This window comes from Flavobacterium sp. W21_SRS_FM3, from assembly GCF_052113625.1.
GTDB lineage: Bacteria > Bacteroidota > Bacteroidia > Flavobacteriales > Flavobacteriaceae > Flavobacterium.
Genome location: NZ_JBGQOD010000006.1, coordinates 107,999 through 134,962, shown reverse-complemented (window position 1 = coordinate 134,962; position 26,964 = coordinate 107,999). Strand labels below are relative to the sequence as shown.

Annotated in this window: 17 protein-coding genes; 7 read left to right on the top strand and 10 right to left on the bottom strand. The window is 33.5% G+C overall.

Annotation, left to right across the window (positions count from 1 at the left end):
• Window positions 1-55 precede the first annotated feature (55 nt).
• Together ACEN2K_RS10855 and ACEN2K_RS10850 are read right to left on the bottom strand one after the other, a co-directional pair.
• The gene (locus ACEN2K_RS10855; RefSeq protein ID WP_441759342.1) at window positions 56-6,553 is read right to left on the bottom strand and encodes an MG2 domain-containing protein; all 6,498 of its coding nucleotides are present in this window, start codon (window positions 6,551-6,553) and stop codon (window positions 56-58) included.
• Window positions 6,554-6,734: 181 nt separating this feature from the next.
• Window positions 6,735-7,724 carry a glycosyltransferase family protein gene (locus tag ACEN2K_RS10850; RefSeq protein WP_441759341.1) on the bottom strand — a complete coding sequence of 330 codons (990 nt, stop codon included), beginning with the start codon at window positions 7,722-7,724 and terminating at the stop codon, window positions 6,735-6,737.
• A gap of 198 nt (window positions 7,725-7,922) precedes the next feature.
• Here ACEN2K_RS10850 and ACEN2K_RS10845 point away from each other — a divergent pair, with 198 nt between their 5' ends.
• The 6 genes from ACEN2K_RS10845 to ACEN2K_RS10820 all read left to right on the top strand — a co-directional run bounded on the left by ACEN2K_RS10845 (window position 7,923) and on the right by ACEN2K_RS10820 (window position 12,687).
• Window positions 7,923-8,630 carry a tetratricopeptide repeat protein gene (locus tag ACEN2K_RS10845; RefSeq protein WP_441759340.1) on the top strand — a complete coding sequence of 236 codons (708 nt, stop codon included), beginning with the start codon at window positions 7,923-7,925 and terminating at the stop codon, window positions 8,628-8,630.
• Complete coding sequence (locus tag ACEN2K_RS10840; RefSeq protein ID WP_441759339.1) at window positions 8,627-9,982, top strand: UDP-N-acetylmuramate--L-alanine ligase; 1,356 nt, start codon at window positions 8,627-8,629, stop codon at window positions 9,980-9,982. Before ACEN2K_RS10845 ends, ACEN2K_RS10840 begins: the two co-directional genes overlap by 4 nt.
• A 9-nt stretch (window positions 9,983-9,991) precedes the next feature.
• The gene (locus tag ACEN2K_RS10835) at window positions 9,992-10,450 is read left to right on the top strand and encodes a GNAT family N-acetyltransferase (RefSeq protein WP_441759338.1); all 459 of its coding nucleotides are present in this window, start codon (window positions 9,992-9,994) and stop codon (window positions 10,448-10,450) included.
• Window positions 10,451-10,512: 62 nt separating this feature from the next.
• Window positions 10,513-11,211 (top strand): RadC family protein, encoded by a 699-nt coding sequence (radC, locus tag ACEN2K_RS10830; protein WP_441759337.1) that lies wholly within the window; start codon window positions 10,513-10,515, stop codon window positions 11,209-11,211.
• Between the two features lie 9 nt (window positions 11,212-11,220).
• Window positions 11,221-11,910, top strand: a complete 690-nt coding sequence (locus tag ACEN2K_RS10825) for a YjjG family noncanonical pyrimidine nucleotidase (RefSeq protein WP_441759336.1) — start codon at window positions 11,221-11,223, stop codon at window positions 11,908-11,910.
• 3 nt (window positions 11,911-11,913) lie between these two features.
• Entirely contained in the window at window positions 11,914-12,687 is a 774-nt protein-coding gene (locus tag ACEN2K_RS10820; protein WP_441759335.1) for a hypothetical protein, read from the top strand.
• Window positions 12,688-12,756: 69 nt separating this feature from the next.
• Here ACEN2K_RS10820 and ACEN2K_RS10815 read toward each other — a convergent pair whose 3' ends face one another.
• Window positions 12,757-14,034: a replication-associated recombination protein A gene (locus ACEN2K_RS10815; protein WP_441759334.1), complete on the bottom strand. Its 1,278-nt coding sequence runs from the start codon at window positions 14,032-14,034 to the stop codon at window positions 12,757-12,759.
• A gap of 236 nt (window positions 14,035-14,270) precedes the next feature.
• Here ACEN2K_RS10815 and ACEN2K_RS10810 point away from each other — a divergent pair, with 236 nt between their 5' ends.
• On the top strand, window positions 14,271-15,026 hold the full coding sequence (locus tag ACEN2K_RS10810) for a rhomboid family intramembrane serine protease (protein ID WP_441759333.1): 756 nt from the start codon (window positions 14,271-14,273) through the stop codon (window positions 15,024-15,026).
• Between the two features lie 98 nt (window positions 15,027-15,124).
• Here ACEN2K_RS10810 and ACEN2K_RS10805 read toward each other — a convergent pair whose 3' ends face one another.
• The 7 genes from ACEN2K_RS10805 to ACEN2K_RS10775 form a co-directional block, all read right to left on the bottom strand.
• A complete protein-coding gene (locus ACEN2K_RS10805) occupies window positions 15,125-16,621 on the bottom strand; it encodes a RagB/SusD family nutrient uptake outer membrane protein (protein ID WP_441759332.1) in 1,497 nt (498 codons plus the stop codon).
• A 9-nt stretch (window positions 16,622-16,630) separates the two neighbouring features.
• On the bottom strand, window positions 16,631-19,774 hold the full coding sequence (locus tag ACEN2K_RS10800; protein ID WP_441759331.1) for a SusC/RagA family TonB-linked outer membrane protein: 3,144 nt from the start codon (window positions 19,772-19,774) through the stop codon (window positions 16,631-16,633).
• Window positions 19,775-20,174: 400 nt separating this feature from the next.
• The gene (gene rlmB / locus ACEN2K_RS10795) at window positions 20,175-20,909 is read right to left on the bottom strand and encodes a 23S rRNA (guanosine(2251)-2'-O)-methyltransferase RlmB (protein ID WP_441759330.1); all 735 of its coding nucleotides are present in this window, start codon (window positions 20,907-20,909) and stop codon (window positions 20,175-20,177) included.
• A gap of 73 nt (window positions 20,910-20,982) precedes the next feature.
• Window positions 20,983-21,477, bottom strand: a complete 495-nt coding sequence (locus tag ACEN2K_RS10790; RefSeq protein WP_441759329.1) for a lipid-binding protein — start codon at window positions 21,475-21,477, stop codon at window positions 20,983-20,985.
• Window positions 21,478-21,487: 10 nt separating this feature from the next.
• The gene (locus tag ACEN2K_RS10785) at window positions 21,488-22,210 is read right to left on the bottom strand and encodes a BT_2262 family domain-containing protein (RefSeq protein ID WP_441759328.1); all 723 of its coding nucleotides are present in this window, start codon (window positions 22,208-22,210) and stop codon (window positions 21,488-21,490) included.
• Window positions 22,211-22,214: 4 nt separating this feature from the next.
• Complete coding sequence (locus ACEN2K_RS10780) at window positions 22,215-23,660, bottom strand: SusD/RagB family nutrient-binding outer membrane lipoprotein (protein WP_441759327.1); 1,446 nt, start codon at window positions 23,658-23,660, stop codon at window positions 22,215-22,217.
• Between the two features lie 11 nt (window positions 23,661-23,671).
• The gene (locus tag ACEN2K_RS10775) at window positions 23,672-26,848 is read right to left on the bottom strand and encodes a SusC/RagA family TonB-linked outer membrane protein (protein WP_441759326.1); all 3,177 of its coding nucleotides are present in this window, start codon (window positions 26,846-26,848) and stop codon (window positions 23,672-23,674) included.
• Between the last annotated feature and the right edge of the window lie 116 nt (window positions 26,849-26,964).

Below are 26,964 nucleotides of genomic sequence, written 5' to 3'. Positions count from 1 at the left end.
CCAATAAAAAAATCCGTTTCAATTACTTGAAACGGATTTTTGCTTTTCTCTTAATTTAGTTGCTCACTTTTACCTGAATTCCATTGCTGTGACTGGTGAATTCTGGAGCATACATACTTTGAATGGTGGTAATTCCGTTAGAGAAACTTCCTTTATTGTTTACTCTTATGTCGTATTCTAAGACATACGTTCCTTTGTTGATTTTGTCAAAAAAGAAATGCGTAGCTGCATCTTTTGTGCTTTTATAAAATCCTAAATTGTCTTTGTATTGATAACTAGACAACACGTCAATGGGTTCAAAACAAGAAGCTCTCATGTCTTTTAAGTGCACAAATTCCATATCTTCTTTGGTTGAAATAATTAATCGCACAGTAACTAAATCGCCAATAGTTAAATCTCCAGTAACCTTAGTTAATTCACTACCTTTTTTATTGTCTTTCTTTAGATAGAGTTCTTTTGTGATTGACAAGCTATTTTTATTGTCGCTCTTAACTTTCTCTAGATCCTCAAAATACTGCCAGTATACTCCGCCGTAAGCTGGAACTGAAGCTTTGTTGTTAATGCTTATGATGGCCATGTCTTTGTTAATCTCAGCTGCTTTCCAGTTAAGTTTAATATAACCTGTTTCGGCTTCTTTTTGGTTGTCGTTTAGTTTTTTAGTAAGTATTTTTTCATCACCAATTTTGATTGTTGTATTATCTTTAATTGATAACCAGTCTGAACCTTGTAATAATAAAGCATATACCGCTTCGGTAGTTGACTTGGTCGTTGGCCAATTTTTAGTTTGTTTGTTCTTTAATAACCAAACTTTCATTGCATCTACTGATTTGTTATCCTTAGTTACTTCGGCGAAAGCCTCAATCAATAAAGCCTGTGTTTCTATAGGAGCTTGGTACCAATACCATCCCGCTTTGTTGGCAATCCAATACATACCCCAATCTTCGTTATTCGAAGCAATTTCTTTTAAACTTTCAATGATTTTTTTGGCGACAATTTTTTCGCCAAAACGATTCAAGGTCAAAGCGGCTAATCCTTTTTCGTATAGGGAATAGTTCAGCCAGTTTGTTTTGATAATTTCGATATATTGCTTTGTAGCGGTTTGTAATGAATCCGAGAGAGGATAACTCTCTAAATAAAAACTACGGCTGTATAAATAGTGTAAATCAGTACAGGGGTTGTTCCAGATTAATTTAGTAGTAGACTGCGTGTTTTGATTTTTGGCTTGATAATCTGTCAAAAACTTTTCATCAATAAACGGAATCGCTTTTGAAGCAATTTGCTTGATTTTTGCTGTGCTATCTTCGGTGTTGCTTAATTTGGATAAATGACCTAGTCCTGCTACTATGTGCCGTGTGATGTATTCGCTGGGTTCACCACCTTCAAACCATGGAAATCCACCCGAAGCAGTTTGTTTCTTTTTTAGTATATCGAATGTGGCGTCTTGCGAACTTTTCATTTTTTCTAGATCAAATAACAATGCCATATTTTTCTTTTTCTCCTCTTCACTCTTGGCATCATTAATCCAAGGCGTTTCGGCTAGAATTATTGATTTTAATTCCTCATTATCTTCTAGTTTAGAATGATCTTTTCCGTCTTTTCTCCAAGATTCAAAAATGGCAGCTATCTTTGGATTACTACTAATTATCGTAGTCGCTAATGCATTTGCATAAAAGCGAGCAAAGGTTTGTTCGGAACCATCGTGTTCGTATTCCATCAAATAAGGTAAAGATTGTATAGCAATCCACGCAGGATTCGAGGTGTATTCAAACGTGAATTGATGGTTTTTTAGAGTTGGCGAAACCGAGTTTTTTAGATTTTCAAAGATGTATTCTTTTTTGCTGTTTTCACGAACCCAAATAGGCATGCTCTCAGTAACTAAGATGTTGTTGGTCAGAACTGGAAGAATACTTTCTTCTCCATCCGAATAATTCCCTGCTTTAGCTACAATTTTGTACTGTATTCCTTCTAATCCTGTAGGAACATAGACCTTCCAGCTGACAGTAGTACTGCCCATTGGGCTGATTTTAAAATTTTTCACACTCTTAGTATTCGCCATCGCAACATCAACAGCCTCCATAGTTGTAGCGTCCAAAAATTGCAACTGTGCAATTCCAGTTTTGGCTTCTTTAGTCATATTGGCCACTTTAGAGGTAATAATAATGCTGTCTTTCTCCCTGAAAAAACGTGGGAAATTAGGAATTACCATCAACTCTTTTTGCGTGATTACATTTTTTTCTAGATAACCCGAAACGGCTTCTTTATTATGTGCTAATAAACGGAATTTCCAAGCAGTCAAAGCTTCTGGGGAAGTAAAATTAAAACTTAGATTCCCGTTTTTATCTGTTTTTAAGTTAGGTAAAAAGAATGCTGTTTCTGATAGATTTGTTCTGGCTTTGACTTGAGTTAAGCCTTCAAGTGCTTTTTTTGTAGTGATGATAATTGCTCCGTTAGCGCCTTTACTTCCATAAATGGCGGTGGCTTTAGCTTCTTTCAATACATCTATTGAAACAATATCATCGGGAATTAAGTTTTTTATTTCTTGTTCTGTTGTAATTTGTCCGTCAACAATATATAGAGGGACGGTATTTTTATCAATTGCACCAGTTCCTCGAATGTTCATTTTGAGATTTGATATTGATACACCCGCAGCTCTTCCTTCTAGAGCGATGGCTATTCCAGCAGTATTGTAAACTGAATTATCTTCTACAACTACTACAGAGCTACTTGATGATTTCTTCTTTACAATTCCATAACCCACAACAACAACTTCCTGCAGGTCGCTTTCATCTTGTTGAAGTTGTATATCAATAATTTTAGTTGTTATTTTTTGCTCTTTACTATTATAACCAATGTAGCTGAAAACAAGTATTTCGTCTTGTGCTGCGGCTATTTGATAATAACCATCAAAGTCGGATACAGTTTTTCGTTCGGTACCTTTTATGCTGATACCGGCTCCAGACAGAACTCCGGAAGAATCAGAAATAATTCCTGAAATTAATTTAGCATTTGAGGGCCCTTTCAACTTTATAGGATGCTGTTTTTTATAATTGATTAAGGTGTATTTATTCTCTACAGTATTGATATTGAAGCCAAACCACAATAAATCAGTGTATTCATTTTGAAAAGTTATTGCGTTTAAATTGGTATTCAAATTATAGATATTACTATAGGTTTTTTCAAAGCCTAAGATAGTTTTTGTATTGGATGAGTAATAATTATTGTCATTATTGAAATTAAATAAACCCCAGTCTTGCTTTGCAAACTGGTCTAAAGATTTATCATACATACTAGCAAGAACTTCAGTCTCTATGTTTGTTGCATTAGGATTCAATTTAAACGACCAACTTTCTAATTTTGCTGGTTCTAGTTTACTTCTAAAGCTGGTTACTTCAAAATCAAGTTTGGGTTGTGTATTTTCAAGAATAACTTCTAATTTTTTTTCGAATACTGTATTATCAAAAATACTTGTGAAATTTACTGTAATCGCTTTTTCAAATTCTTTAAGCAGTGGAATAGTAATAATAGCTTCGTTATTATCTATTGCAATACCCTCGTCATAAAAATTCCAATTTTTATAATTTGCGCTACTACTAATATATAGTGAAGGCATTATGCTTTTGAGCTTAACTTTGATAAAGCCATCTTTTGCCGGGTTACTATTGAGTTGTTCTGCTGTAAATAATGTGTTAGGATTAAATGTTTCGCTACTTTGTGCAAGATTAAATCGCGTTTTTGTATCGACTGCATTTCCAAATTTATCAACAGCGGAAAAAACTACGTTGTAGGTACCAGCTTCCCAATCTGACATAAAATGCAAAGCGATTTTTTTATCTCTGTCTGTATTTACGTTTTTTGTAAATACTAACTCTCCCATTTCATCTTTAGAGATAGGTATGTCATTTTGTTCAAATGGGAAAAGTGTTTCAAATTCAGTTTCAGAGATACTTTCTATTTCTGGTTTTTTCCAAATCCTGGGTTTGATTTTATGTTTACTTTTTCTAACGCAGTAAAATTTTAATACTCCTATTGTTGGGACAAAAGTATCATTAAGGTTTTTACTGTCTAGAGACAGAATGTTTTTATTTTTAGTTTCGATATCATAGGGTAGCGTTGCTACTAATTTTAATGCATGATACCCTACGTTAGTTACTAATTGCTGGTTTATCGAGTGAGTTTCACCATTGTTGTCAGTAACGGCAATACTTATACGGTAACTAAATATTGGTAAATCTTCTTTTTTAGAATAAGTGTCAGGCACAGCAATAAAATCAATACTGAACTTTCCTTTGTCATCAGTTGTAGTTTCTGATTCCGTTATTGTTTGGCTTCTTCCGCCTGCCCATTCATAACGTCCATTAAAATTTGAATTGTATGTTTCTTGCCGTACAGTGTATTTCACTTTAGCTCCTGATAGGACTGAACCAGTAAATGAGTTCGCATTTCCTGTTATCGTTATCTTATCATTTACGTTGTAAGTTCCTGTAACACGGTCAATGCTGACTTCAAATTTGGGTCTTTTATATTCTTCAACAGCAAAGACCTGAAAGGAATTTTCAAATTCGACCTGATCCCAAAAAGGATGCTCCTCTAACGTATAACTGTAATTTACGTCGTTTTTATAATTGTCTGGCTCACCGGCTTCAATCTTAAAATTACCTGTTAAACCAGATTTTGGTAATACATACTCTCCAGAAAAAGATCCAAATTCATTAGTAATCACATCAAACTCTTTTAATGTATTACCACTTGCATCATTGCATCTAATTTTAAACGTGGTATGAGGAACAACCGAAGATTTGTCTTGTTTTTTTTGAAATGCAACTCCTTTATAGTAAACTGTTTGGCCGGGTCTGTAAATAGCTCGGTCTAAATAAATCTCTACTTTTGCTTTTGCTTTTTGGAGTTCTTTGTACACATTGATATGATTTACCCATTTATCAGCAAGGTCTAAAGTGTCATTTTGTTTTGTTAGTGATAGATCGAGGTAAGATCCTTCTACATCTTTCTTGTCATAAGTTACTTTCCCTTCTCTATTTGTGATCAATGTTAATTTATTAGATGCGATTGTTACATCTTCAATAGGTTGCCCTGATTTTCGATCTAATACTTGATAATATTCTTTGTTGCTTTTGATTCCCGCTATAATTGTAAAATTACTTACTGTTACTGTTTCGTACCCAAATGCTTTGCTGTCTTTTTTGTCGTTATTACTTTCAAAAAACACTAAATAAGTTCCTAAATCTAATTGTGGTAAAAGTACTTCTGTACTGTATTCAAAATAGTTTTTTTGATTTTTCAGGGTGTATTTCTGTGATGCAATCGGAATTTTATTTAAAACAAGATCATTAAGTATACTGTCTTTTAATTGGTAATTGTATTCAAAAAGATTTATTTCGCTTTGAGCTAATTTATAGAAGCTAATACTAACACTATCTACATTTTTATAAGTAATACGCGCCCTTGAATTTTGACTAGGATAAATGTATTTTTCTAATTCAATATGTATTGATTTTAAATTTAAATCATGCTTATTTTGGACGGCTTTTTTATAACTGTTTGAACGATTATTAGTAGCAATAATGCTATCGAGTACAGCTATAGCTTTATTATTGTAATCAGGATGTGTTTCTTTTGAAGCTTGTTGAATATAACTATTGGCTTTTTCTAGCTGTATTTGTTGCGTTATGGCTTCGTTAGTAACAGTTTTTTGTAAATTTTCTAATACTGTAAGCCACTCGTTTTCTGATTTTAAAATATAGTTCTTTACAAAAATGATGCGTTGTAATTGTTTTTCGCTTGTGGATGTGTTAATTTCTTGTGTTTGATATAACTCAAGCGCTTTTTTTAGATTCTCGTTTGTGATAAAATCAAGGTTTAAAATACTGAATTGTGCACTGTTGCCATATAAAATATCTTGATAAGTTTGGAAATCTTTAGGGTTAACTTCCCATGTAGTGATTCTAGAGGTGTAAAAGGCTATGTTTTCTTTTATTAGATAATCAAAAAGAGTTTGTTTTTTAAAAGTAGTATCATCAGCATAATCAAATATAGCGCTGTAGTTATTCAAAGGTGTTTGCTTTAAAATTGTTTGGTTTTCTAGCGATTTCGCGTATGCATCCACTGTTTGCTTCTCAAAGTCGACTTTTGTCCATGTTAAAAAATCACCATCAGCATTTGCAATATTAGTACGATTTCTAATAGTATAACCGTTTTGTTGGTAGTAAGAATTCAAGCATTTTCCATAAATAAGATTTAAAATCGCCTTGGTGGGTATTGACGCGCTATTGATTTCATTTTTTAAATGACGGATGATTTTTGTTTGGGCATTTTCATCGAGTACTTGACTGTATTTTGATAGATAGAAAAAACATTTAATAATTTGCGCTTCGTCTTTCTGGCGACTGGCTTTTTTATAGATGTTTTCGACTATTGCGTTAGCCGATTTTATTTTTCCAGCATTTTCGTTTTCAATCACTTTGTTCCATTTGGATTCAAATTGTTGACCAAGAACAGAAAGAGAACTAAGCAGTAAGAATAAAAATATTTTTTTCATAGAATTTCAAATAGAGTTAAAACGCTTTGTTATAGTGAATTTAATACTATTTATCTTTAATCCTATTGTTGCTATCAATTTATTAAATTTTAAAATAGAGATGTAGGTAGAGAATATAATTGGGTCAAAAGAATTAGAATAATTTTGAGGGAAAGTGATTCTTTAGCACCAGTTATAATCATTATTGATGATAAGTGTCAAAAAGATAATCAAGTGTTTCTGGAATATTATTAGCCTCAATAATGGGATAGATGATGTCTTGATTAAGCCATTTTTCTATTACTAAATGGAAATCAGAATTAACGGTATAAACTACAGGGACTCCCAGTTTCTTTAAAGCGGCAGCATTGCATTCTTGTTCATAATGGTTGCGAATAGGTATACTAAGGATTTTCTTTTTGAGATATAATGCTTCAGCTGGAGTTTCAAAACCACCGCCTGTAATTATTCCTTCACAGCTAATAAGACTTTTATTGAATTTTTTTTGGTTTACGGGATAATAGGTAATATTTCCAATAGTGTGTGGAGAGGCTACATCATCCAAAAACCAATGAAAATGAATGCAATTTACTTTATTAAATGCTTTTTCTAAACATTCTTTATCAAAAGAAGGCAAGTACACCGTAATGTGTTCTAAGTTTATAGGTTCGGCTTCTATGATTTGATCTTTGATGATAGGAGGGTGAATAAAACTATCGTAATTTTTAAAATGCAGACCAATATTTTTTGGAGAAGGTGCATAATGTTTCAAAATCATCTCTCCCAAAAAACTCTTCTTATTGGGTCGTGGTGTAGCCTTAGAAATGAAACTGGCTTGATGTCCTAATTGAACAGAATGTACATTTTGTAATTTACATGCCAATGATGTAATAGCGTCAAAATCATTTATGATTACATCGTAATCTTTTAGAGGTAATGCATCAGCGTCTTTGTACATTTGACGTGGCTGAATGTTCTTCATAATATTCCAGTAATCTAGTCCTCCGCATTTACTATAGTGGAGACTACAGCCTTTGCTTTTGAATTTTACGGGTAATTTTATATCTAGACTAGCATTGTTGCCGCTTAAAAAGAAGTCTACTGTGCCATGCTTAAGTAAATAAGGATATAATTGGGTCGCTCTACTGATGTGTCCATTTCCAGTAGCTTGAATAGCATAAAATATTTTCATTAAGTAAACTTATTATAGTTAATTAAGCAAGATTATTAATTGTAGTAATGCGCTACGAATGTAGCTCCTGTATGTTATGTTAAAGTTTTTTAAAGTTTTCTATTGCATTATAGTTTGCTTTTTGAGCCTGCTTTATTTTGGGACTTTATCTTCGCTAATAATCTTTCTATTCCTTATAAAATTCCTTATTTTTGGAAAATGAAACACATTCTTTTTTTATTACTACCTTTTTTTCTATACGCACAATCAGGTATTGATAGAGCGCAGAAACTATTTGATGAAGGTAAATACGAACAGGCAAAACCAATTTTTGAATCTTTATTAAAAGCGAATCCTTCTAATTTAAAAATAATTGAATATTTAGGAGATATCGCAGGTGCTAATAAATCTTGGGAGGAAGCAATTAGCTATTATAGAAAACTAAAACAATTAAAACCATCCGAAGCTGATTATTATTATAAGTATGGAGGCGCTACAGGCATGCGTGCTCTAGAGGTAAATAAGTTTAAAGCGTTGGGTATGATTGACGAAATTAGATCCTCTTTTGAAAAAGCAATCGATATCGATCCTAAGCATATCAATGCACGCTGGGCTTTGATAGAATATTATATGCAACTACCAAGGATCGTTGGCGGAAGCGAAAGTAAAGCCATTTCTTACTCTAATGAATTAATGCGCTTATCTCCAGTTGATGGTTACATGTCCAGAGGTCGCATTGAAGAACACTATAAAAGATATAAAGCAGCTGAATTGCAGTACAAAAAAGCTATTGCAGTGGGAAGTTCTGTAGAGAGTTATCAAATGCTGGCTGATTTGTATAAAAATAAAATGAATGAGCCCGCAAAGGCAACTGCAATCTTGCAAAAAATAAAAGATTTAAATTCAACATCTAAGAAAAATATATGAAGACTCATTTCATAGCTATCGGTGGTAGCGCAATGCATAATTTGGCTTTGGCATTATACAATAAAGGGTATCAAGTAACGGGAAGTGATGATGCTATTTTTGAACCTTCAAAATCACGTTTAGATAAAAAAGGCATTTTACCGCAAGAGTTAGGTTGGTTTCCTGACAAAATCAGCGCTGATATTGAAGCAGTGATTTTAGGAATGCACGCCAAAGCTGATAATCCTGAATTGTTGAAAGCACAAGAATTAGGATTAAAGATTTATTCTTACCCTGAGTTTTTATATGAACAATCTAAAAATAAAACTCGAGTAGTAATTGGGGGTTCTCATGGAAAAACTACCATCACTTCGATGATTCTTCATGTGATGCATTACCATGATATCGCTGTTGATTATATGGTAGGAGCGCAGCTAGAAGGCTTTGATACTATGGTTCATCTTACAGAGGAAAATGATTTCATTGTTCTAGAAGGAGATGAATATTTATCGTCACCCATAGATAGAAGACCTAAATTTCATTTGTACCAACCTAATATTGCTCTCATTTCTGGTGTTGCTTGGGATCATATTAATGTATTTCCTACTTATGAAAATTACGTAGAGCAATTTGAAATTTTTATTGGCAAAATCACAAATGGTGGTATTCTAGTTTATAATGAGGATGACTCAGAAGTGAAGCGTGTAGCCGAAGCTGCTACCAATCCTATTCGAAAGTTAGCGTATCACACACCACAATATAAGGTAGAAAATGGAATAACTTTATTAGAAACTCCCGAAGGCGATATGCCTATTGAAGTTTTTGGAGCACATAATTTAAATAATTTGGCTGGAGCCAAATGGATTTGTCAAAACATGGGTGTTGACGAAGCTGATTTTTACGAAGCTATTGCCAGTTTTAAAGGCGCATCAAAACGTTTAGAGAAAATTGCCGAAAGTAAAAATAGTGTTGCTTTTAAGGACTTTGCTCATTCGCCAAGTAAAGTAGCTGCAACAACCCAAGCGGTTAAGGAACAATATCCAAGCCGTAAACTAATTGCTTGCTTAGAACTACATACGTACAGTAGCTTAAATGCCGAATTTTTAAAGGAATACGAAGGTGCGTTAGAACATGCAGATGTTGCTGTCGTTTTCTATTCGCCAGATGCAGTAAAAATAAAGCAGTTAGACGAAGTAAGTTACGAACAAATCGCAAAGGCTTTCAATAGAGAAGATTTAATAATCTACACTAATGCCAAAGAATTTAAAGAGTATTTATTTAGTCAAAATTTTGACAACGCAGCCCTTTTACTGATGAGTTCTGGAAATTATGGTGGTTTAGATTTTGATGAAGTTAAAAAGATAATCGGTTAATTTATTACTATGGTAGATAGGATTGAAGTTAGAAGGACAAATAGTGAAAATCCAGATTTTCAATCCTTAGTTGGTGAATTAGATCAGAGCCTGTGGGCTGCCTATCCTGAATTGCAATCTAATTACTGGGGAAATAACATCATTGAATACAATCCTAATGTGGTGATTATTTATGGTGATAATGTCGCAGTGGCTTGCTCCTGTTTCAAGAAATACGATAAAAATACCATTGAAATAAAGCGTATGTTTGTTTCTCCTGTGCAACGTGGGAATAAGCTAGCTCAGCGAATGTTATCTGAATTAGAGACTTGGGCAAGTGAATTAGGTTTTGATTTTTCAGTTTTAGAAACCTTATACAGACAAGATGCTGCAATTACCATGTATCAAAAAGCAGCTTATGTAATTACAGATAATTATGGTCCTTACAAAGGCTTCGAAAATAGTATTTGCATGAAAAAAAGTATATAAATTCAATTTTAAAGGTGAATTTCAGTAATGATTAGTATTGGTAGGTGTATTAATTTAAATTTATGCATGTGGAACAAAATAATTTTCCGATAACCCACTGGTCAGAAGACGACAAGCCGAGGGAAAAACTAATGCTAAAAGGCAAAGCAGCGCTTAGTGATGCAGAATTAATTGCCATATTAATAGGTTCTGGAAGTCGGAATGAATCTGCTGTTGAGTTGAGTAAACGAATTTTGAATAGCGTAAATAATAATTTAAATGCTTTAGGCAAATTATCGCTTTCTCAGCTAGTACAGTTTAAAGGCATTGGTGAAGCGAAAGCTATTTCGATTATAGCCGCTTTAGAGGTAGGTAGAAGAAGAAGAGCAGAAGATGCTGTAGACTTGATTAAGATTACGTCAAGCAAAGCTATATTTGAACTAATGCAACCCATAATAGGGGAGTTACCTCATGAAGAGTTTTGGATTGTGTATTTAAATAATTCAAATAAAGTGCTTTCTAAATCTCAGTTGAGTAAGGGAGGTATCACAGGCACATTGGTTGATGTTCGAATAGTGTTTAAAATGGCATTAGAGCTAGGTGCCACAGCGCTTATTTTATGCCATAATCACCCCTCTGGAACATTAGTTCCTAGTGAGGCAGACAGGCAGATTACTAAAAAACTGAAACTGGCCGGGGATAGCTTAGAAATCAAAGTTTTAGATCATTTGATTGTTACTGAAACAAATTACTTTAGCTTTGTTGATGAAGGAATTTTTTAAAATTAAAAAATGAAAATTAATAATATTAAAGATGTGTTCTTCGATTTAGATCACACACTTTGGGACTTTGATAAAAATTCAGAAATTACCTTTCAAAAGATTTTTGACAATAGTCATCCTACTATTGAGATTAAGGGGTTTATTGAAAAGTATGTGCCCATTAATCAAGCCTGTTGGAAACTGTATCAGTTTGATAAAATTTCTCATGATGAGCTGCGTTACAATCGACTGAAACATTCTTTTGATGCTTTAAATTATAGTATTTCAGATGCTCAAATTGAGGTTATCGCTCAAGAATACATTGCGTTTTTGCCAGATAATAATCATCTTTTTGATGGGACTTTTGAGGTTTTGGATTATTTAAATGATAAATACAATTTGCATATTATTACTAATGGTTTTGCGGAAGTACAGCAAAGAAAAATTAAAAATTCTAAATTGCATAGTTATTTTCATACCATTACTAACTCTGAAATGGCAGGAGTGAAGAAACCGAATCCTATTATATTTGAATATGCATTGGATCTGGCTAAAGCCAAAAAAGAAAATAGCATTATGATAGGAGATTCTCTTGAAGCAGATGTAGAAGGAGCATTAAATATGGGTCTAGATGCTATTTTTTTTAATGAGCATAAAAGCCATGCAGCGAATAATATTAAACAAGTAAACCATTTATTAGAACTAAAAAACTTTTTATAAATTATGAAGAAATATTTTTTATTATTATTGCTAGCTATAGTTGGTAGTACATACGCACAATCAGTAAATAATTATAAGGCCGTTATTGTTCCTGTTAAATTTGAATTTCTTAAGGGGGAAAATGATTATCGATTAAATACGATGTCCAAATTTAATTTGAAAAAAGCAGGTTTTGAGGCTTTTTATAGTAATGAAGCAACACCGAAAGCTTTTAGCGAAAGATGTGATTTGTTGTACTTTGATTTACAAAAAGAAAATGGTTTTCTAATTACAAAACTATTTATAACCTTAAAAGATTGTAATGGTAAAATCGTTTTTCAGTCGCTTACAGGTAAGAGTAAAGAGAAAGACTATCAAGCCGCATACACGGAATGTTTAAATGAGGCTTTTGCTTCTATTTATGCTTTACAATACAGCTACGATGGTACAATTACTAAAAAAGAGAAGGAAGTTGAAGGTGTACAAGAAGAAACAGTAGTAGTGAAAGAAGTAGTGGCAGAAACTGTTCCTGTGCAAGAAGCAACTAAGGTAGCTACAGTGCAAGCTGCAGTAGACAGTAAGGATCTATTGTATGCTCAGCCTATAGAAAATGGGTATCAATTAATTGATTCAACCCCTAAGGTGGTTATGAAAGTGATAAAAACCTCAAGTCCATCAACTTTCATCGCAACTAAAGGAGAAAATCAAGGTGTTCTAGTTTCTAAAAACGGATTTTGGTACTTTGAGTATTATCAAAATCAGCAGCTGATATCTGAAAAAATTTCAGTTAAATTTTAAGTAATATATCCATTAATGGAAAAAGGTTCTAAGAAAATAGTTTACAACTGTTTCTTAGAACCTTTTTTATTAATAACCGTATTTGTCTTTCCAACGATTTCTTAAAAAATCTCGAGTACTATTCTCTCTAGCATTTGTGCCTGGTGTGTACAATGCTGTGTTTTTTATATTATCAGGCAGGTATTCCTGCTCTGCAAAATTATTCTGATAATCGTGTGAATATTTATATTCATCACCGTACCCTAATTCTTTCATTAGTTTAGTAGGCGCATTACGTAAATGGATCGGTACAGATAAATCTCCTGTTTGCTTTACTAATTGCTGTGCTGATCCTATAGCTAAATAAGAAGCATTACTTTTTGGTGATGTTGCAAGGTAAATAGCACATTGGCTAAGAATAATGCGGCTTTCGGGATATCCAATTGTAGCTACCGCTTGAAAAGTATTGTTTGCCATAATAAAAGCAGTTGGATTTGCTAACCCAATATCTTCACTTGATAAGATGAGCATGCGCCTAGCTATAAATTTTACGTCTTCGCCACCTTCAATCATTCTTGCCAACCAATAAACTGCTCCGTTAGGATCACTACCTCGTATGGATTTTATAAAAGCCGAAACGATATCATAATGCTGCTCACCACTTTTGTCATACAATACGGTATTTTGTTGCACAAGCGCAAAAACCCGATCATTAGTAATAATAATTTCATCTTCAGCAGAGGCATTTACGACAAGTTCAAAAATATTTAATAGTTTGCGTCCGTCTCCACCTGAAAGACGTAGCAGCGCCTCTGTTTCTTTTAATTTAATGTTTTTGGACATTAAATAACTATCTTTTTGTAATGCGCGTTGTAATAATGACTCTAAGTCTTCTTTGGTAAAAGCATTTAAAATATAAACCTGACAACGCGATAGGAGGGCGGGAATAACTTCAAAACTAGGATTTTCTGTAGTCGCTCCTACTAAGGTAATCCAACCCTTTTCGACTGCTGCCAAAAGGGAGTCTTGTTGGGATTTACTAAAACGATGAATCTCATCGATAAATAAAATTGGATTCTTAGCGGTAAAAAGACCTCCGCTTTGTTTTGCTTTTTCAATAACATCTCTAATATCTTTAACGCCTGAATTAATGGCACTTAAAATATAAAAAGGACGTTTTGACTCTTGAGCAATAATCTGAGCTAATGTCGTTTTTCCAGTTCCCGGGGGTCCCCATAAAATCAGTGAAGGTATAATTCCTTTAGAAATTTGATGCGTTAAGGAGCCATTTGGTCCTATTAGGTGGGATTGGCTTATATAATCAGATAGAGATTGTGGTCGTATGCGTTCTGCTAAAGGTGCTTCCATTTTGCAAAATTACTCATTTTATTTGAAGCGTCTCGAGCTCTTAACATAACTTTTAGTGAGATCTCTAAGAATGAGATAAACAGTGATTAAAATTTATCTTTCGCTAGTTTGCTTTGTCGAAATTAAAGTACAAATAGAAATAAATCCTTCTGTTTATAATGACAAAATAGCATACTATTATTTTGGTTTCATTTTTGTAACTTGACTATTATAAACAATGAATAGAGTAGGTCATTATGGATAGAGATTTTAAATACACCAATAAAGTAATAGCATTGCCACTTTTCTTTGTTTTATTTTTATGGTTTATATACTGGGTGGAAGTTCGATTTCATCTTAATTTTACTGAGCACGGAATCTTTCCAAGAACATTGGCCGGTCTTCAAGGTATAGTTTTTAGTCCGTTTATTCATTCTGACTTAAGTCATCTGTATAACAATTCTATTCCCTTATTAATTTTGCTGGCAGCTTTGCAGTTTTTTTATTCTAAACAAACATTTGCGGTTATAGCGTATGGAATAGTAGTGTCGGGATTGGTAACTTGGTTAATAGGAAGGTATAGTTACCATATTGGCGCCAGTGGCTTGATTTATGTTTTAGTTGGTTTTATTTTTCTAAAAGGAATTTTGACTAAATATTATAGATTAGTAGCGCTGTCACTATCAGTTATTATGGTTTATGGCGGAATGGTATGGTATGTTTTTCCAAAAGTAGATGATGCAATATCATGGGAAGGACATCTCGCAGGATTAGTATCTGGATTTGTGTTTGCGATTTTATTTAAAGTTCCAGAGTATGAAAAGCAAATAAAATACGAATGGGAACATCCACAATACGATGCCTCACAAGATAAGTTTATGCAACGCTTTGATGAAAATGGTAATTTTGTGAATTTACCTCCTGTAGTGGAAGATATTGAGGAATCTTATTTTGATTCTAATTATAATGTGCTGTATTCTGTGGTTGAAAAAAAGAATGACGATCTGAATTAAGGATTATATTAGGGATCTTTTTATAAAACGATTAAATTTAAAATAAAAAATCCCGTCTGCTAGCGCATCCGGGATCTTTAACTAAGTCAATTTAAAAATTAATTTGGGTTCTGCACAATATTTGGGTTGGCATTTATTTCGGCTCTTGGGAAAAGCCATTGCCATCTCTTATCACCTGCGGGAATGCTCATCACTTGTGCAACAGATGATATATGATTAGATGTAGTAGCAGGTACAGTTGTAGGTCCAACTCGGTCTAAAGGAGAATTAGTTCTTTTTAGATCATAAAACCTAAACCCTTCACCCCATAATTCAATTCTTCTATGCAAATAGATTTCGTCTAACAACGCTTGTCCAGTTGCGGTCGATTTTACATATGCTGGATTTCTAGCTGATATTAAAGTAAATAAAGCTTGTGAAGCAGTTAAATCATTCATTTTGGCTTTTGCTTCAGCTTCAATTAAATACATTTCAGCAATACGCATATAAGGTACATCACATCTACTGTCTCCAGTACTTACAGAAAGAAATTTCTGACTTGTATATGGAAATTTTACTGCAGTTGAAACTAAAGTAATATTTGGATGTTGTCCTGTTTTACTAAAAATTGCAGTACGTATATCTGTTGAAGGAAAACGATCCCATAACTTATTAAAAATTGCCTTTGGACATGAACGAATAACAGTAGAACTAAAGTTACGTGACATATATGCACCAAAGTTTGCAAAAGATTCTGACTGCAATTCATTAACGTAACTTCCCCACATCCACTCTGAATTTGTGTATGAATTAAATCCAGAAGTGTAAGCTGTTGTGCTCATTAAAGATTTTCCTGCTCTTGCAAGTATTGCATTAGCAGATGCTACAGTCCAATTTTGTTGAACTAAAGCCACACGTGCTTTCAATCCTTGTGCTACTCTTAAATCTAAATGAGAGTTATTAGGTTTTGTATAACCAACTAGCAACGTTAAAGCTTCGTCAATATCTTTATTTATTTGAGTGTAAACTTCTTCTACTGTCGATCGTGGTAATTGGTCATTTGACACTTTTAACACTAAAGGAATACCTAATTGATTATTTGGTTTTGCAGTGGCATCATAACGTTTACCATACAATTGCACTAACTGAAAGTGAGCAAATGCACGGTATAATAAAGCTTGACCTTTAATTATTTTTCTATCTGCATCTGATCCAGTTGCTGCATCAACAGCTTCCAAAATAGTATTTGCATTTCTATTGATTCTATAAAATGTTCTGTAAGGAAATGCTACGTCTTGAGAGTTTTCATTACTTAAACCAGTCCAGTTGTATACACCTAGAAACCATCCATTAGATACAGGAAATACAAGGTCCTCACCTGCAATGTCTATTTGTTGCATGCATCCGGCTATACCTGTTTCATTTTGACCCTCATATCTAATATATAATGATCTATGAATTCCGTTTAGTAGAGAGAATAAATTTTCAGTTGTAGAAGTTGCCGAAGCGTAGTCTACAAATTCAGTTGGTTTTTTGACTAAAAAATCTTCTGAACAAGAGTTTAGTGACAGTATCGATAATACCACCAATAAAAATTTTATGTTGAATGTTTTCATGATATTATATTAAAAGTTTAAATTAATTCCTAAGGATATAGTTCTAGATGGTGAGAACCTATTTTGAGTAGTTCCATTGTAATTTGCTTGTGGATCCATTCCTTCTCTTTTAGTAAATAATTTTAAGTTTTCCCCATTAATATAAAATTTAGCGGCATCAATTTGTAATCTTGAAATTATATCAGTTGGTAGGTTGTAAGATAATGATACCTGTCTCAATGATAAGTAATCAGAAGCAACTAACCAACGATCTGATGCTGCTGAATTTTGGGTGTTTCTTGATATATTTAGTACAGGAACATCTGTAATGTCTCCAGGTTTTTGCCATCTGTTCAAAATATCTGTATGCAAAGCAGATCCATAGTTATTTCCTGAATGCATTAACGCCGCATAGTTTGAATCATATGTTTTTCCGCCTAATTGATAAGTGAATAAAACATCCATTTGGAATCCTCCTACTTTAAAAGTATTCGTAAAACTTCCAAACAAGTCTGGTAAAGCAGAACCATGATATTCGTATAATGCCTTATTTTGATTTATAGTAACATTTACACCGTTGACAACTCTTGAATCTGTATCAGTTGGAGTCGTTAATAAAGGATCAACTATAAACAGAGCATAACCATCTGTTGGATCAACACCATACCAAGTTCTTAACCAGTAATCGTAAATTGAGCTACCTACAGCATATTTTTTAGTACCGTTTATAATTTCTTTTTGAGGTAATGAAGTTATTTCATTTTTGATAGTAGATGCATTTACATTAATATTCCAAGAAAACCCTTTAGTTTTTACTACCATTCCGTCTAATGAAACTTCGATTCCTTGGTTAAACATTGATCCTATGTTTTCAACTTTAGAATCTAAACCTGAGGATACTGGAATAGGTACGTTAAAAATTAATCCGTCTGTTGTTCTATTATAGTACTCTACAGAACCTCTTAATCTATTAGCGAAAAATGCAAAATCTAAAGCAATATCTTTCTGAGTATTTTTTTCCCATTTTAGATTAGGAGCTCCTTGATCATTAGTAAGAATTCCCACTTCACTAGCATTGTTTAGTCCTAAAGAAAAGGTTGGAGCTCCAATGTAGTAGTTTAATCCCGTATAGCTAATGTGTGAATCATTACCTACTTCTCCAAATGAACCTCTAAGTTTTAAATCATTGATCCATTTTATATTTTCTACAAACGACTCTCTTCCTATGTTCCACGCAGCACCTACTGACCAGAAGTTACCCCACTTATTAGCATCTGCAAATTTTGAAGATCCATCTCTACGTACTGAAGCGGATAATATATATCTTTCATCATAGTCGTACCCTAAACGAGAGAAGTAAGATTCAGTAGCGTAATTTCTTGTGTAAGAATTTAAATCTGAAACTGTCAAGTAGTTAATGAATTCGTTGTTGTTTGGTACCCCTTGACCTCTTTTTGATCCATACATGTAATTGTATTCGTAATCAAAACTTTCATGTCCTACTAGAGCAGTTATGTTATGTTTTTCAATACTTTTTGTATAGTCAAGTAATTGGTTAAAAGTAATTCCTGTTGTTACTGTGTTAGTACGAGAAGCAAATCCATCAGGAGCACCGTCTCCAATTACTTTATTCCAAAAAACATTGTTGTTAAAATGAGCATTGTCAAAAGCAAAGTTTGTTGTTAATTTAAAGTCTTTCAAAAATTTTATTTCTAAATAAGTACGACCATTAAATGATAAACTTTTGTCTTTATTTTCATTGTTTAAAGTTTCATATACAACGTTTCTTCCATTTGAAGCACCTGATCCACGTAATTGTGAGTATACAGGATTACCGTTAGCATCTACAACTACTTCACCCGTTGCTGTATGATTTAAAACTGGGTAAATAGGTCCCATGTAACGTATAGTACGGAATGGGTTGTTGAAAGATGAAGTGTTTGCAACTCCATCTACCGCTTGGTTAGAATCTGTAAAAGTTGTAGCTACATTCGCTCCAGTTTTGAACCATTCTTTTAACTTAGTGTTTACATTAACGCGGGCTGTAGTTCTTTTAAAATCAGAATTCTGAATTGAAGCTTCTTCACTTAAATTTCCTATCGATACAAAATAATTGCTTCGCTCTGTTTTTCCTTGATAGCTAAAGTCTGCATTTCTTCTTACTCCAGCTCTTTCTAGTTGTTTTGCCCAATCAAGATCATTTGCATACAATAGTTGTGCACTTGGATTTAAGTTTCCGTTTGCATCAAACAAATTAGCATTGGTAACATTAAAAGGGTTCACTACTAAGTCAATAGGAGTTCTTGTTGAAGCATAAGCATTAGCAGTTGCTAATAAAGCTGGAGTATTCATTGGTCTACTATTTCTGATAGCTTCCCATGTTAATGGATAATAGTCAAATGCATCTACTCTGTCGTATTCAGGAATAGATCTTGTGTTTAAACCTGTATTAACATTTAAAGTAAATTTATCCTTTGAAGATGTTCCCTTCTTTGTCGTGATGATTACTACACCATTTGCTGCCTTTGATCCGTAAAGAGATGTAGAAGCAGCATCTTTTAGTATGGTCATGCTTTCAACATCGGCAGAGTTGATATTGTTAATATCGCCTGTAAAAGGAACACCATCTACAACATAAAGAGGAGTATTAGATCCACTAATAGAGCTGAATCCTCTTATTCTAACAGAAGGTTGTGATCCTGGTTGACCTGAAGCACTTTGAATTTGAACTCCCGAAACTGCGCCTTCAATACCTGATAGGACATTAGTCACTGCTCTGTTACCGAGACTTTCTCCTTTAATGGCAGTAGCTGATCCAGTATAGGAAGATTTTTTTGATTTCCCATAAGCGACAATAACTACCTCATCGATTGCTACAGCCCCTGACTGCATGGTTACATTTATTGTATTACTATTATTAACAGTTATTGTTTTTGTTTCCAATCCTATAAAGGAAAGAATTAATACATCTCCTGTTTTTGCACTGATGGAATATTTTCCATCAAAATTTGTTTGAACACCATTGGATGTTCCTTTAACTTTTACATTTACCCCTGTAAGTGTTTTTCCTTCACTATCAGAAACAACACCGCTCACAGTTTTAGTTTGAGCAAAAATAATCTGCGTTAATAGTACCGTTAGGAGTACTATAAATCCATTAAATTTTAGTTTCATATATTATGGTTTGAATTAGTGCGGCAAATATCTTACGTAAAAAGTTAATATTAGTATAATATGTGATATTGTAAAATGTAAAATATTTTCTTATATGGGGGCTATTGTAAGTATATGTTATAATTCTTGTTAAAAAATCTAGAAGTTCTTATTTTATTGACATCATGAGCCGGAAAAGCTGTTTTTTTTTAGTGTTTAAGTCATACTATTTTGTGATATAAACAGTTTCTATATCCATCTCAATTAGCTAATAAATTAAAATTTTAACATTATTGAATAAGTTTGTTTAAATAAAGTATGGTATTTCGAGAGTTTATGAAGTTTATCTCATTAATTTTTAAAAAAAAAGAGAGTTATTTTCAGCAATAACTCTCTTTTACATATTTTATGTTAATTTATTTTATCTTCTCTGCCTGACAACTTCATATAAAAAGGCACCACAGGCAACTGAAACATTTAAAGAACCAATTGTCCCAAACATTGGAAGTTTTGCTTTTTCGTCTACAATTTTTAAAACGGAAGGATTTACACCACGGTCTTCAGAGCCCATTATAATAGCTACAGACTCATTAAGTGAAATATCGTAAATGTTTTGATCTGTTTTCTCTGTCGCAGCAATAGTTTTAATTCCGCTTGCTTGCAAAAGAAAAATAGCATCTTTTATGTGCTCTACTTTGCAAATAGGAATATTAAATACTGCACCGGCGGAGGTTTTAACTGTATCACCGTTTACAGGAGCAGCTCCTGATTTTTGAATTATAATTCCGTTGACACCTGTGCATTCTGCAGTTCTTATGATGGCACCAAAATTACGTGCATCAGATATTTGATCTAATACCAAAAACAGAGGAGTTTTGCCGTTTTCAACAACGGTATTTATTAAATTTTCTAAGTCAAAAAATGAAATAGGGGATATAGTAGCTACTGCTCCTTGGTGATTATTAGGAGTTAGTTTGTTTAGTTTCTCAACAGGTACATAAGAAAAATTTACATTAGCCCGCTTCATTACTTTCATTAAGTCTTTCATTAACTCTCCTGAAATTTCTTTTTGAATGTAAACTTTGTCTATTGTAGTTCCCGCTTGAATAGCTTCGATTATCGCTCTAATTCCAAATATTTGATGTTCTTTTTCCATGGTGCAAATATATAAAAAAAACCATCCCAAAGAAGGGATGGTTTTAATAAAGATTCATGAATGAAAGTTAAGCTTAGTACTCGTCTTCCAGGAAGCCAGTTCTTTTATGTCCTTCATATGTAAGTATGTATCCAGGATCATAGCTAAATTCTGCTTTAAATGATATTTTGTCAACTTTGTGCCCAGCTTTAGATAAGCCAGCTCCTTTCTCTATTTTCCCCTCTGTGATTGTAACAGTACCAGAGTCAATTGTGTTAGGTTGAGCAACAGCTGTAAAGGTGCCATTGTCTAAATCAACTGTTATTTTACATTTTAAATACCATCCATGTTTTGCATCATCAATCCACATTGTATTATCATTTGCAGATGTATTATAAGTGCTATGCAGAGCATGTTCTACTTGAGCAGTTCCATTTGAATCATATATCGATATAAACCAATCTCCAGCAAATTTCTCAGTAGTTGTTCCTCCTGGATTTGGATCTCCTCCTGCATCGCATGAAGCAAAAGAAGTAAGTATAAGAACACCAAAAAGTACTTTTATAATGTTGTTTTTAAATATTTTCATTTTAATTATTTTATGGTTGAACTTGTTTAAGTGTTACTACAAAAGTATATCCTGCATCCCATGTAGTAGTAAAAGTAATAGTTTTATTTACTGGGTTGACAGTAAATTGAGTCATAGTACAAACTCCTCCAAATCCTCCTACTGTAAAGTTAGGGATTGTAAAACTGTTTGTAGCAATGTTATTAGCTGTTATTATAACTGGTCTAGCTGCATACCCAATACCGTATCCTCTTCCATAGTTATAATATCCGCCAATACCATCTGACATTTCATAAGTTCCATTTGCTTTTTTCCAAATATGAATGTACTTCATGTCCGTATAAGCCGCTCCAGATGTTCCGTTTCTAACAACTGTTGAAGTATATAGTCCTTCAATTCCTGTTACTAGATCTGAATTTTTATAAACATAAACTGTTCTAACAGCAGATGCTTTAAATCCGTCTGTATTTGTTGCAGTATAAGTCTGTGAATATTCATCTGGTACACTCGTGTCTATAGAGGTCCCGCCTCTGTAGTTACCTGTTGCTGAAGTCACAAAAGGAATCGTTTTACCGCTTTCTGTAGCTACAGCTCCTTGGTCATTATATGTAGTACCTACTGTTACGAAAACAGGACTACTCCCTTTTAAAGTAAGTAATGGGTAGTCTGTTATTGATGATACATTGGCTGTATCATTACTATCACAGGCAACAGTTAGTAAACCTGCAAATAAAATTGCTATAAATTTTTTCATAATATTAGTTTTTATTCCACCAAATTGGAGTAGTTAATGGTATTAAATTTGGTGTATTTGGATTTGAACTTCTTTCAGACAATGGGTACACAATTCTTTTTGGAAATAGACCACCAGTTATTCCGTTCACTGAGTAAGTTATTTGACCAGGAACGTAAGATATTGAAGTTTGTGGTACACTTGAAGTTTTAGGATATCCAGTTCTGTTTTTTTCAAAAAATGCTTCAAAACCGTTTCCAGGAAAACTAGCAACCCACTTTTGAGTAATAATTGCTTCTAACTTGGTTTCAAAAGATCCAGTAGTTGGATATGAATACTTCGTCGCAAGCAATGCGGCTGCATCTGCACTTAGTCCGTATCTTGCGAAGTTGGCAGTAACTGCGGCATCATATAATGCTTTTGCGCCAACTCCATTTTTATATCTTTCCATTGCCTCAGCTTGTAAAAACAAGCTTTCTTCCTTACTTAATAAGAGTACTGGTGTTGTTGCTTTTAGATTTACAATGGCAATTGTTCCTCCACCAGCTTTACTGTCATAGTCCCCTTGGTTTAAAGAGTTACCAGCTAAGTAATAAGCGGCTTTTCTTTTGTCTGAATTATTATCTAAAAATGAAGCCATTGTTGTACTCATTCTTAAGTTGGTAGCAACATTTAGCTGTCTGTTGTTATACTCATATAGAGGGTTACTTTGACTTGGTGCATCAACAAATTGTGTCATAGAAGCATCAACATCTAGGAATTGAACTCCACTAGATAGCAGTGCTGTAATTGCAGTATTAGCAGCTGCAGCATTCGGACTATTAGTTTGTCTCATGTAGATTTTCAGTTTCAAAGTATTAGCAAACTTTGTCCAATTTGTCATGTTTCCTCCAAAAATAAAGTCATCTTTTAATGGTGAAGTACCTTTTGATGAACTTAAATCTTTTGATAGTGCGTCGTTTAAATCAGCAATCATCAAGTTGTAAACTTCTGGTCCTGTATTGAATTTTGGTTCAAGAATAGAGATGTTGTTAGCTTCTGAATAAGGGATATCCCCGTAAAAATCAGTAAGTATCTGTGAAGCTTGAACTTCTAAAGTTGTAGCAATTAGGTAATATTTCCAGTTACCTTCCTCTTTCGCTCTTCTTTTTACATTTCTTATATCCCCTAATCCGTCATACATATTGTTCCAAGCAGTATTGTATTCTCCTGTTCCAATAGAATAGTTATCAATAAGTTTATATTGATTAGCAATGTTACTTTGCGTCCAAAATTGTGACCAGAATCCTCCAATAAGTGCAAACGATGCACCTTGAGGGCCTACAATACCAATGGTTCCTGCCGGTAATTGTGCAGATAATGGTGCGCCATTAGAATCCAATGCATCTGGATCTCTGTTGATATCCAAATCTGTGCTGCAACTTATCAAAGTTGTCGATATAGCTAGTATACTTAATATTATTTTTTTCATTTTTTCTTTTTTTAAAAAGTTAATTTAATGCTCGCTCCATATGTTCTTTGTGAAGGATTTGCACCAAATTCTCCTTGTTCACTTAACAACCCAGACCCGTATGTAGATAATTCAGGATCAATATATGGATTTTCGTTAGGTGTCCAAAGTGCTAAATTCTTACCATATATACTAAAACTTGCATTAGTTAATCCCATGTTTTTGAAAATTGACGACGGAACATTGTACGTTAAAGAAACATCTCTTAGTCTTACAAATGTCTTGTCGATAACGTGAGTACGTTCAATACCAGGATTTGATGAAGTATTGTAGAAATTAGTGATTTGATCAAAAGCTACAGCTTTTGTGTTTTCAGAATAGGTTCCGTCAGTATTTTCTACCACAGAATTTGGAATTATAAAAGTATTTCTTCCGTTATATGTCGTTTCAATTCCATTTCCTACGAAATGTGAAAGTCTTTTTGTGTAAGAATACATTTCACCTCCTTGTTTCCAATCAACCCCAAATGCTAAAACAAGGTTTTTGTAAGTGAATTTATTTTTGAAACCCATAATGAAGTCTCTTTGAGAGGATCCAATTTTTTCTTCATCATCAGTTACTTCATAAAGACCTGTGGTAGCATTAACAATATACTGGCCTAAATCATTAACTTTTGGTACAGAAGCATAAAATACACCTAGTGGTTGACCAAGTACAGCATTAAAAGTTACACCATAATTTGAAGCTAGGGGAAGTTTTGTAGTTTCTCCAGCAATTCTTGTTATTTCTGACTTATTTTTTGTAAAAGTTGTAGTCATGTCCCACTGAAAATCTTGAGTTCTAACAGGTACTACGTTCAATACTAGTTCAATACCTTTATTTGTTACATCAAGTATATTACCTGTTTGTGAATTAAATCCAGTTGACGCTGCAAGAGGTCTACTGAATAAAAGATCTTCTGTTTTCTTGTTGTATAAAGAGGCATCAAGATTAACTCTCTTGTTAAATAAGTTTGTTTCAAGTCCAAATTCTGCTTCTTTCGTTCTCTCTGGTTTTAATTCATTGTTTCCTAAATTACCGGAAAACTCATACCCATTAACTCCACCTATTGGTAAATTAATTGAACCAGAGCCCAGTGATGCGGTTCCTTGAATTAATGATGATTGAGTTTGGTATACACCAGTGTCATTACCGATTTCTGCATATGCAGCTCTTAGTTTTAAGAAATAATCGGCATTATCTACTACAATCCCACTTAAGTTAACTGCTGGGTAGAAGTAAGAGTTGTTACCTTTTGGTAATGTTGATGTCCAGTCATTTCTACCTGTCAAAGTTAAAAATAATCTATTTTTATAACCTGTCTCAAATGAAGCGTAAGCTCCAAAACTTCTTCTTAAAGAATTTGATTGTCCAACTGCTGGTTTTATAGAGGAATTCGAAAGTTCGTAGAAATTTGGAATGTCTAAAGTTGTGATAGCAGCTGCTAATGAATAAAATTTTCTTTGGTTAGCATTAAGACCTAATAAGGCATTAAAAGTAAAGTCTTCAGAAAAGGTTGTATTGTAATTGAAATTAAGATTCTGATCAAGTTCAACAGTTTCATTTGTGCGCTCAGTTACACCACCTACAATAGCATTTGCTCCACCAAGTGCTTGAGCGGAACCTGGCTCATAAGTTACTAGTGCGCCATAAGATTTAATTCTTTCTAATCTGTAGTCTCCACCAATTTGGTAGCTTAAGCTCATTTCTTTGTTAAATGTGTAGGCTAAATTAGTGTTACCATAGAATCGATTACCTTCAATGTTAGTAGAGTTTTCATTTACTACCCACCATGGATTTGTAGCGTAAGGTGTAAAGTAATTACTGTTATTGTTGTAAGGATTGTTAGTGTAATCTTGTAAATCAACTAAACTTATATCTCTAGGTACTTGCAGTAACTCTTGTGTCATGGTATTTCCTTCACCTGAATCGTCACCTTGTCCGGTGTTAACTGCATTTTGATCTTTTTTTACATAGTTGAAACTTGCTCTTACACTAAGTTTTTCACTAGACATTCCTGCATTCACACCAAGAGTTCGTCTTTTATAACTATCAGCGTTAGTAGGTATTATTCCATTTGAATTAACGTCAGAAAAATTTAATGAGAAATTCGAATTTGCGCCACCGCCACTAACTCTTACGTTATTAGTATATGTGTTACCAATTTCGTAGAATTCTTTAAAATTGTTTTTCAGTACAACATATGGTTTGATTTGTTGAGAGTTGTTAAGTATAGCTCCCCATGGTCTTACTTCTCCATTAAATAGAGGTCCCCATGATCCATTTTCGTTACTTGCTGTGTTTGAGCTACCTGCCCAATTTGAATTAGACGCTCCAGCCCAACCTTGTCCAAATTCATCTTGGAAATTTGGCACTCTAGCAATTTCAGAAAAATCTGTTGAGTGTAGTAATTCTACTGAAAGTTTTGAGTTATTTTTAGCGCTTTTAGTAGTTATGATAATAACTCCTTGACCTGCCCTAGAACCATACAAAGCTGATGCAGCAGCACCTTTTAATATGGTCATGCTTTCAATATTATTAGGGTCAATATCGCTTACTCCATTTCCTGCGTCAAAACTTCTTGATACACTCGTTGATCCTGCACTACCATTTGAAATAGGTGTACCGTCAACAATGTAAAGTGGACTACTGTTTGATAAAGAGTTGAAACCTCTAATAACAACCTTAGAGGAAGCACCTACTTGAGCTGGTGCAGTAATATCAACCCCTGCAACTTTACCAGAAAGAGATTCAAAAACATTAGTGTTAGTAACTTCAGTCAAATCTTTTGCGCTTACATTTGATGTAGCGTATCCTAGTGATTTCTTTTGCTTTTTGATTCCAAAAGCAGTAACTAACACTCCTTCAAGTTCCAATGCGTCTTCTCGTAATTTTACATTTACCAATGTTGATGAAGCTTTTAGTTCTTGGCTTTTCATACCAATGTAACTAAAAATCAAAATTTGACTAGGGCTTGCTTTCAAAGCATATTTCCCATCAATGTCAGTTTGTGTTCCAGTAGTTGTTCCTTTGATTAATACACTCACCCCTGGTAATGGGAAGCCTGTATTGTCAGAAACAACGCCTGTTACGGTTCTTTCCTGCGCAAAAGTTAGTTGCGCCATTAGTACTACTAGTAGTACTAAGATTCCATTAAACTTTAGTTTCATTTTTAAATTTTTTGAATTAGTGTTACAAAACTCTTAATAATTTGTTAAGAATCCTAATTAAAAAAATCATTTTTTTCAGTATATATTAAACTTTAACATTGTAACAATTTGATATT

Coding starts and splice junctions, on each gene's coding strand:
- ACEN2K_RS10855 (WP_441759342.1), bottom strand. CDS start 6,553: ATGAAAAAAATATTTTTATTCTTACTGCTTAGTTCTCTTTCTGTTCTT.
- ACEN2K_RS10850 (WP_441759341.1), bottom strand. CDS start 7,724: ATGAAAATATTTTATGCTATTCAAGCTACTGGAAATGGACACATCAGT.
- ACEN2K_RS10845 (WP_441759340.1), top strand. CDS start 7,923: ATGAAACACATTCTTTTTTTATTACTACCTTTTTTTCTATACGCACAA.
- ACEN2K_RS10840 (WP_441759339.1), top strand. CDS start 8,627: ATGAAGACTCATTTCATAGCTATCGGTGGTAGCGCAATGCATAATTTG.
- ACEN2K_RS10835 (WP_441759338.1), top strand. CDS start 9,992: ATGGTAGATAGGATTGAAGTTAGAAGGACAAATAGTGAAAATCCAGAT.
- radC (WP_441759337.1), top strand. CDS start 10,513: ATGCATGTGGAACAAAATAATTTTCCGATAACCCACTGGTCAGAAGAC.
- ACEN2K_RS10825 (WP_441759336.1), top strand. CDS start 11,221: ATGAAAATTAATAATATTAAAGATGTGTTCTTCGATTTAGATCACACA.
- ACEN2K_RS10820 (WP_441759335.1), top strand. CDS start 11,914: ATGAAGAAATATTTTTTATTATTATTGCTAGCTATAGTTGGTAGTACA.
- ACEN2K_RS10815 (WP_441759334.1), bottom strand. CDS start 14,034: ATGGAAGCACCTTTAGCAGAACGCATACGACCACAATCTCTATCTGAT.
- ACEN2K_RS10810 (WP_441759333.1), top strand. CDS start 14,271: ATGGATAGAGATTTTAAATACACCAATAAAGTAATAGCATTGCCACTT.
- ACEN2K_RS10805 (WP_441759332.1), bottom strand. CDS start 16,621: ATGAAAACATTCAACATAAAATTTTTATTGGTGGTATTATCGATACTG.
- ACEN2K_RS10800 (WP_441759331.1), bottom strand. CDS start 19,774: ATGAAACTAAAATTTAATGGATTTATAGTACTCCTAACGGTACTATTA.
- rlmB (WP_441759330.1), bottom strand. CDS start 20,909: ATGGAAAAAGAACATCAAATATTTGGAATTAGAGCGATAATCGAAGCT.
- ACEN2K_RS10790 (WP_441759329.1), bottom strand. CDS start 21,477: ATGAAAATATTTAAAAACAACATTATAAAAGTACTTTTTGGTGTTCTT.
- ACEN2K_RS10785 (WP_441759328.1), bottom strand. CDS start 22,210: ATGAAAAAATTTATAGCAATTTTATTTGCAGGTTTACTAACTGTTGCC.
- ACEN2K_RS10780 (WP_441759327.1), bottom strand. CDS start 23,660: ATGAAAAAAATAATATTAAGTATACTAGCTATATCGACAACTTTGATA.
- ACEN2K_RS10775 (WP_441759326.1), bottom strand. CDS start 26,848: ATGAAACTAAAGTTTAATGGAATCTTAGTACTACTAGTAGTACTAATG.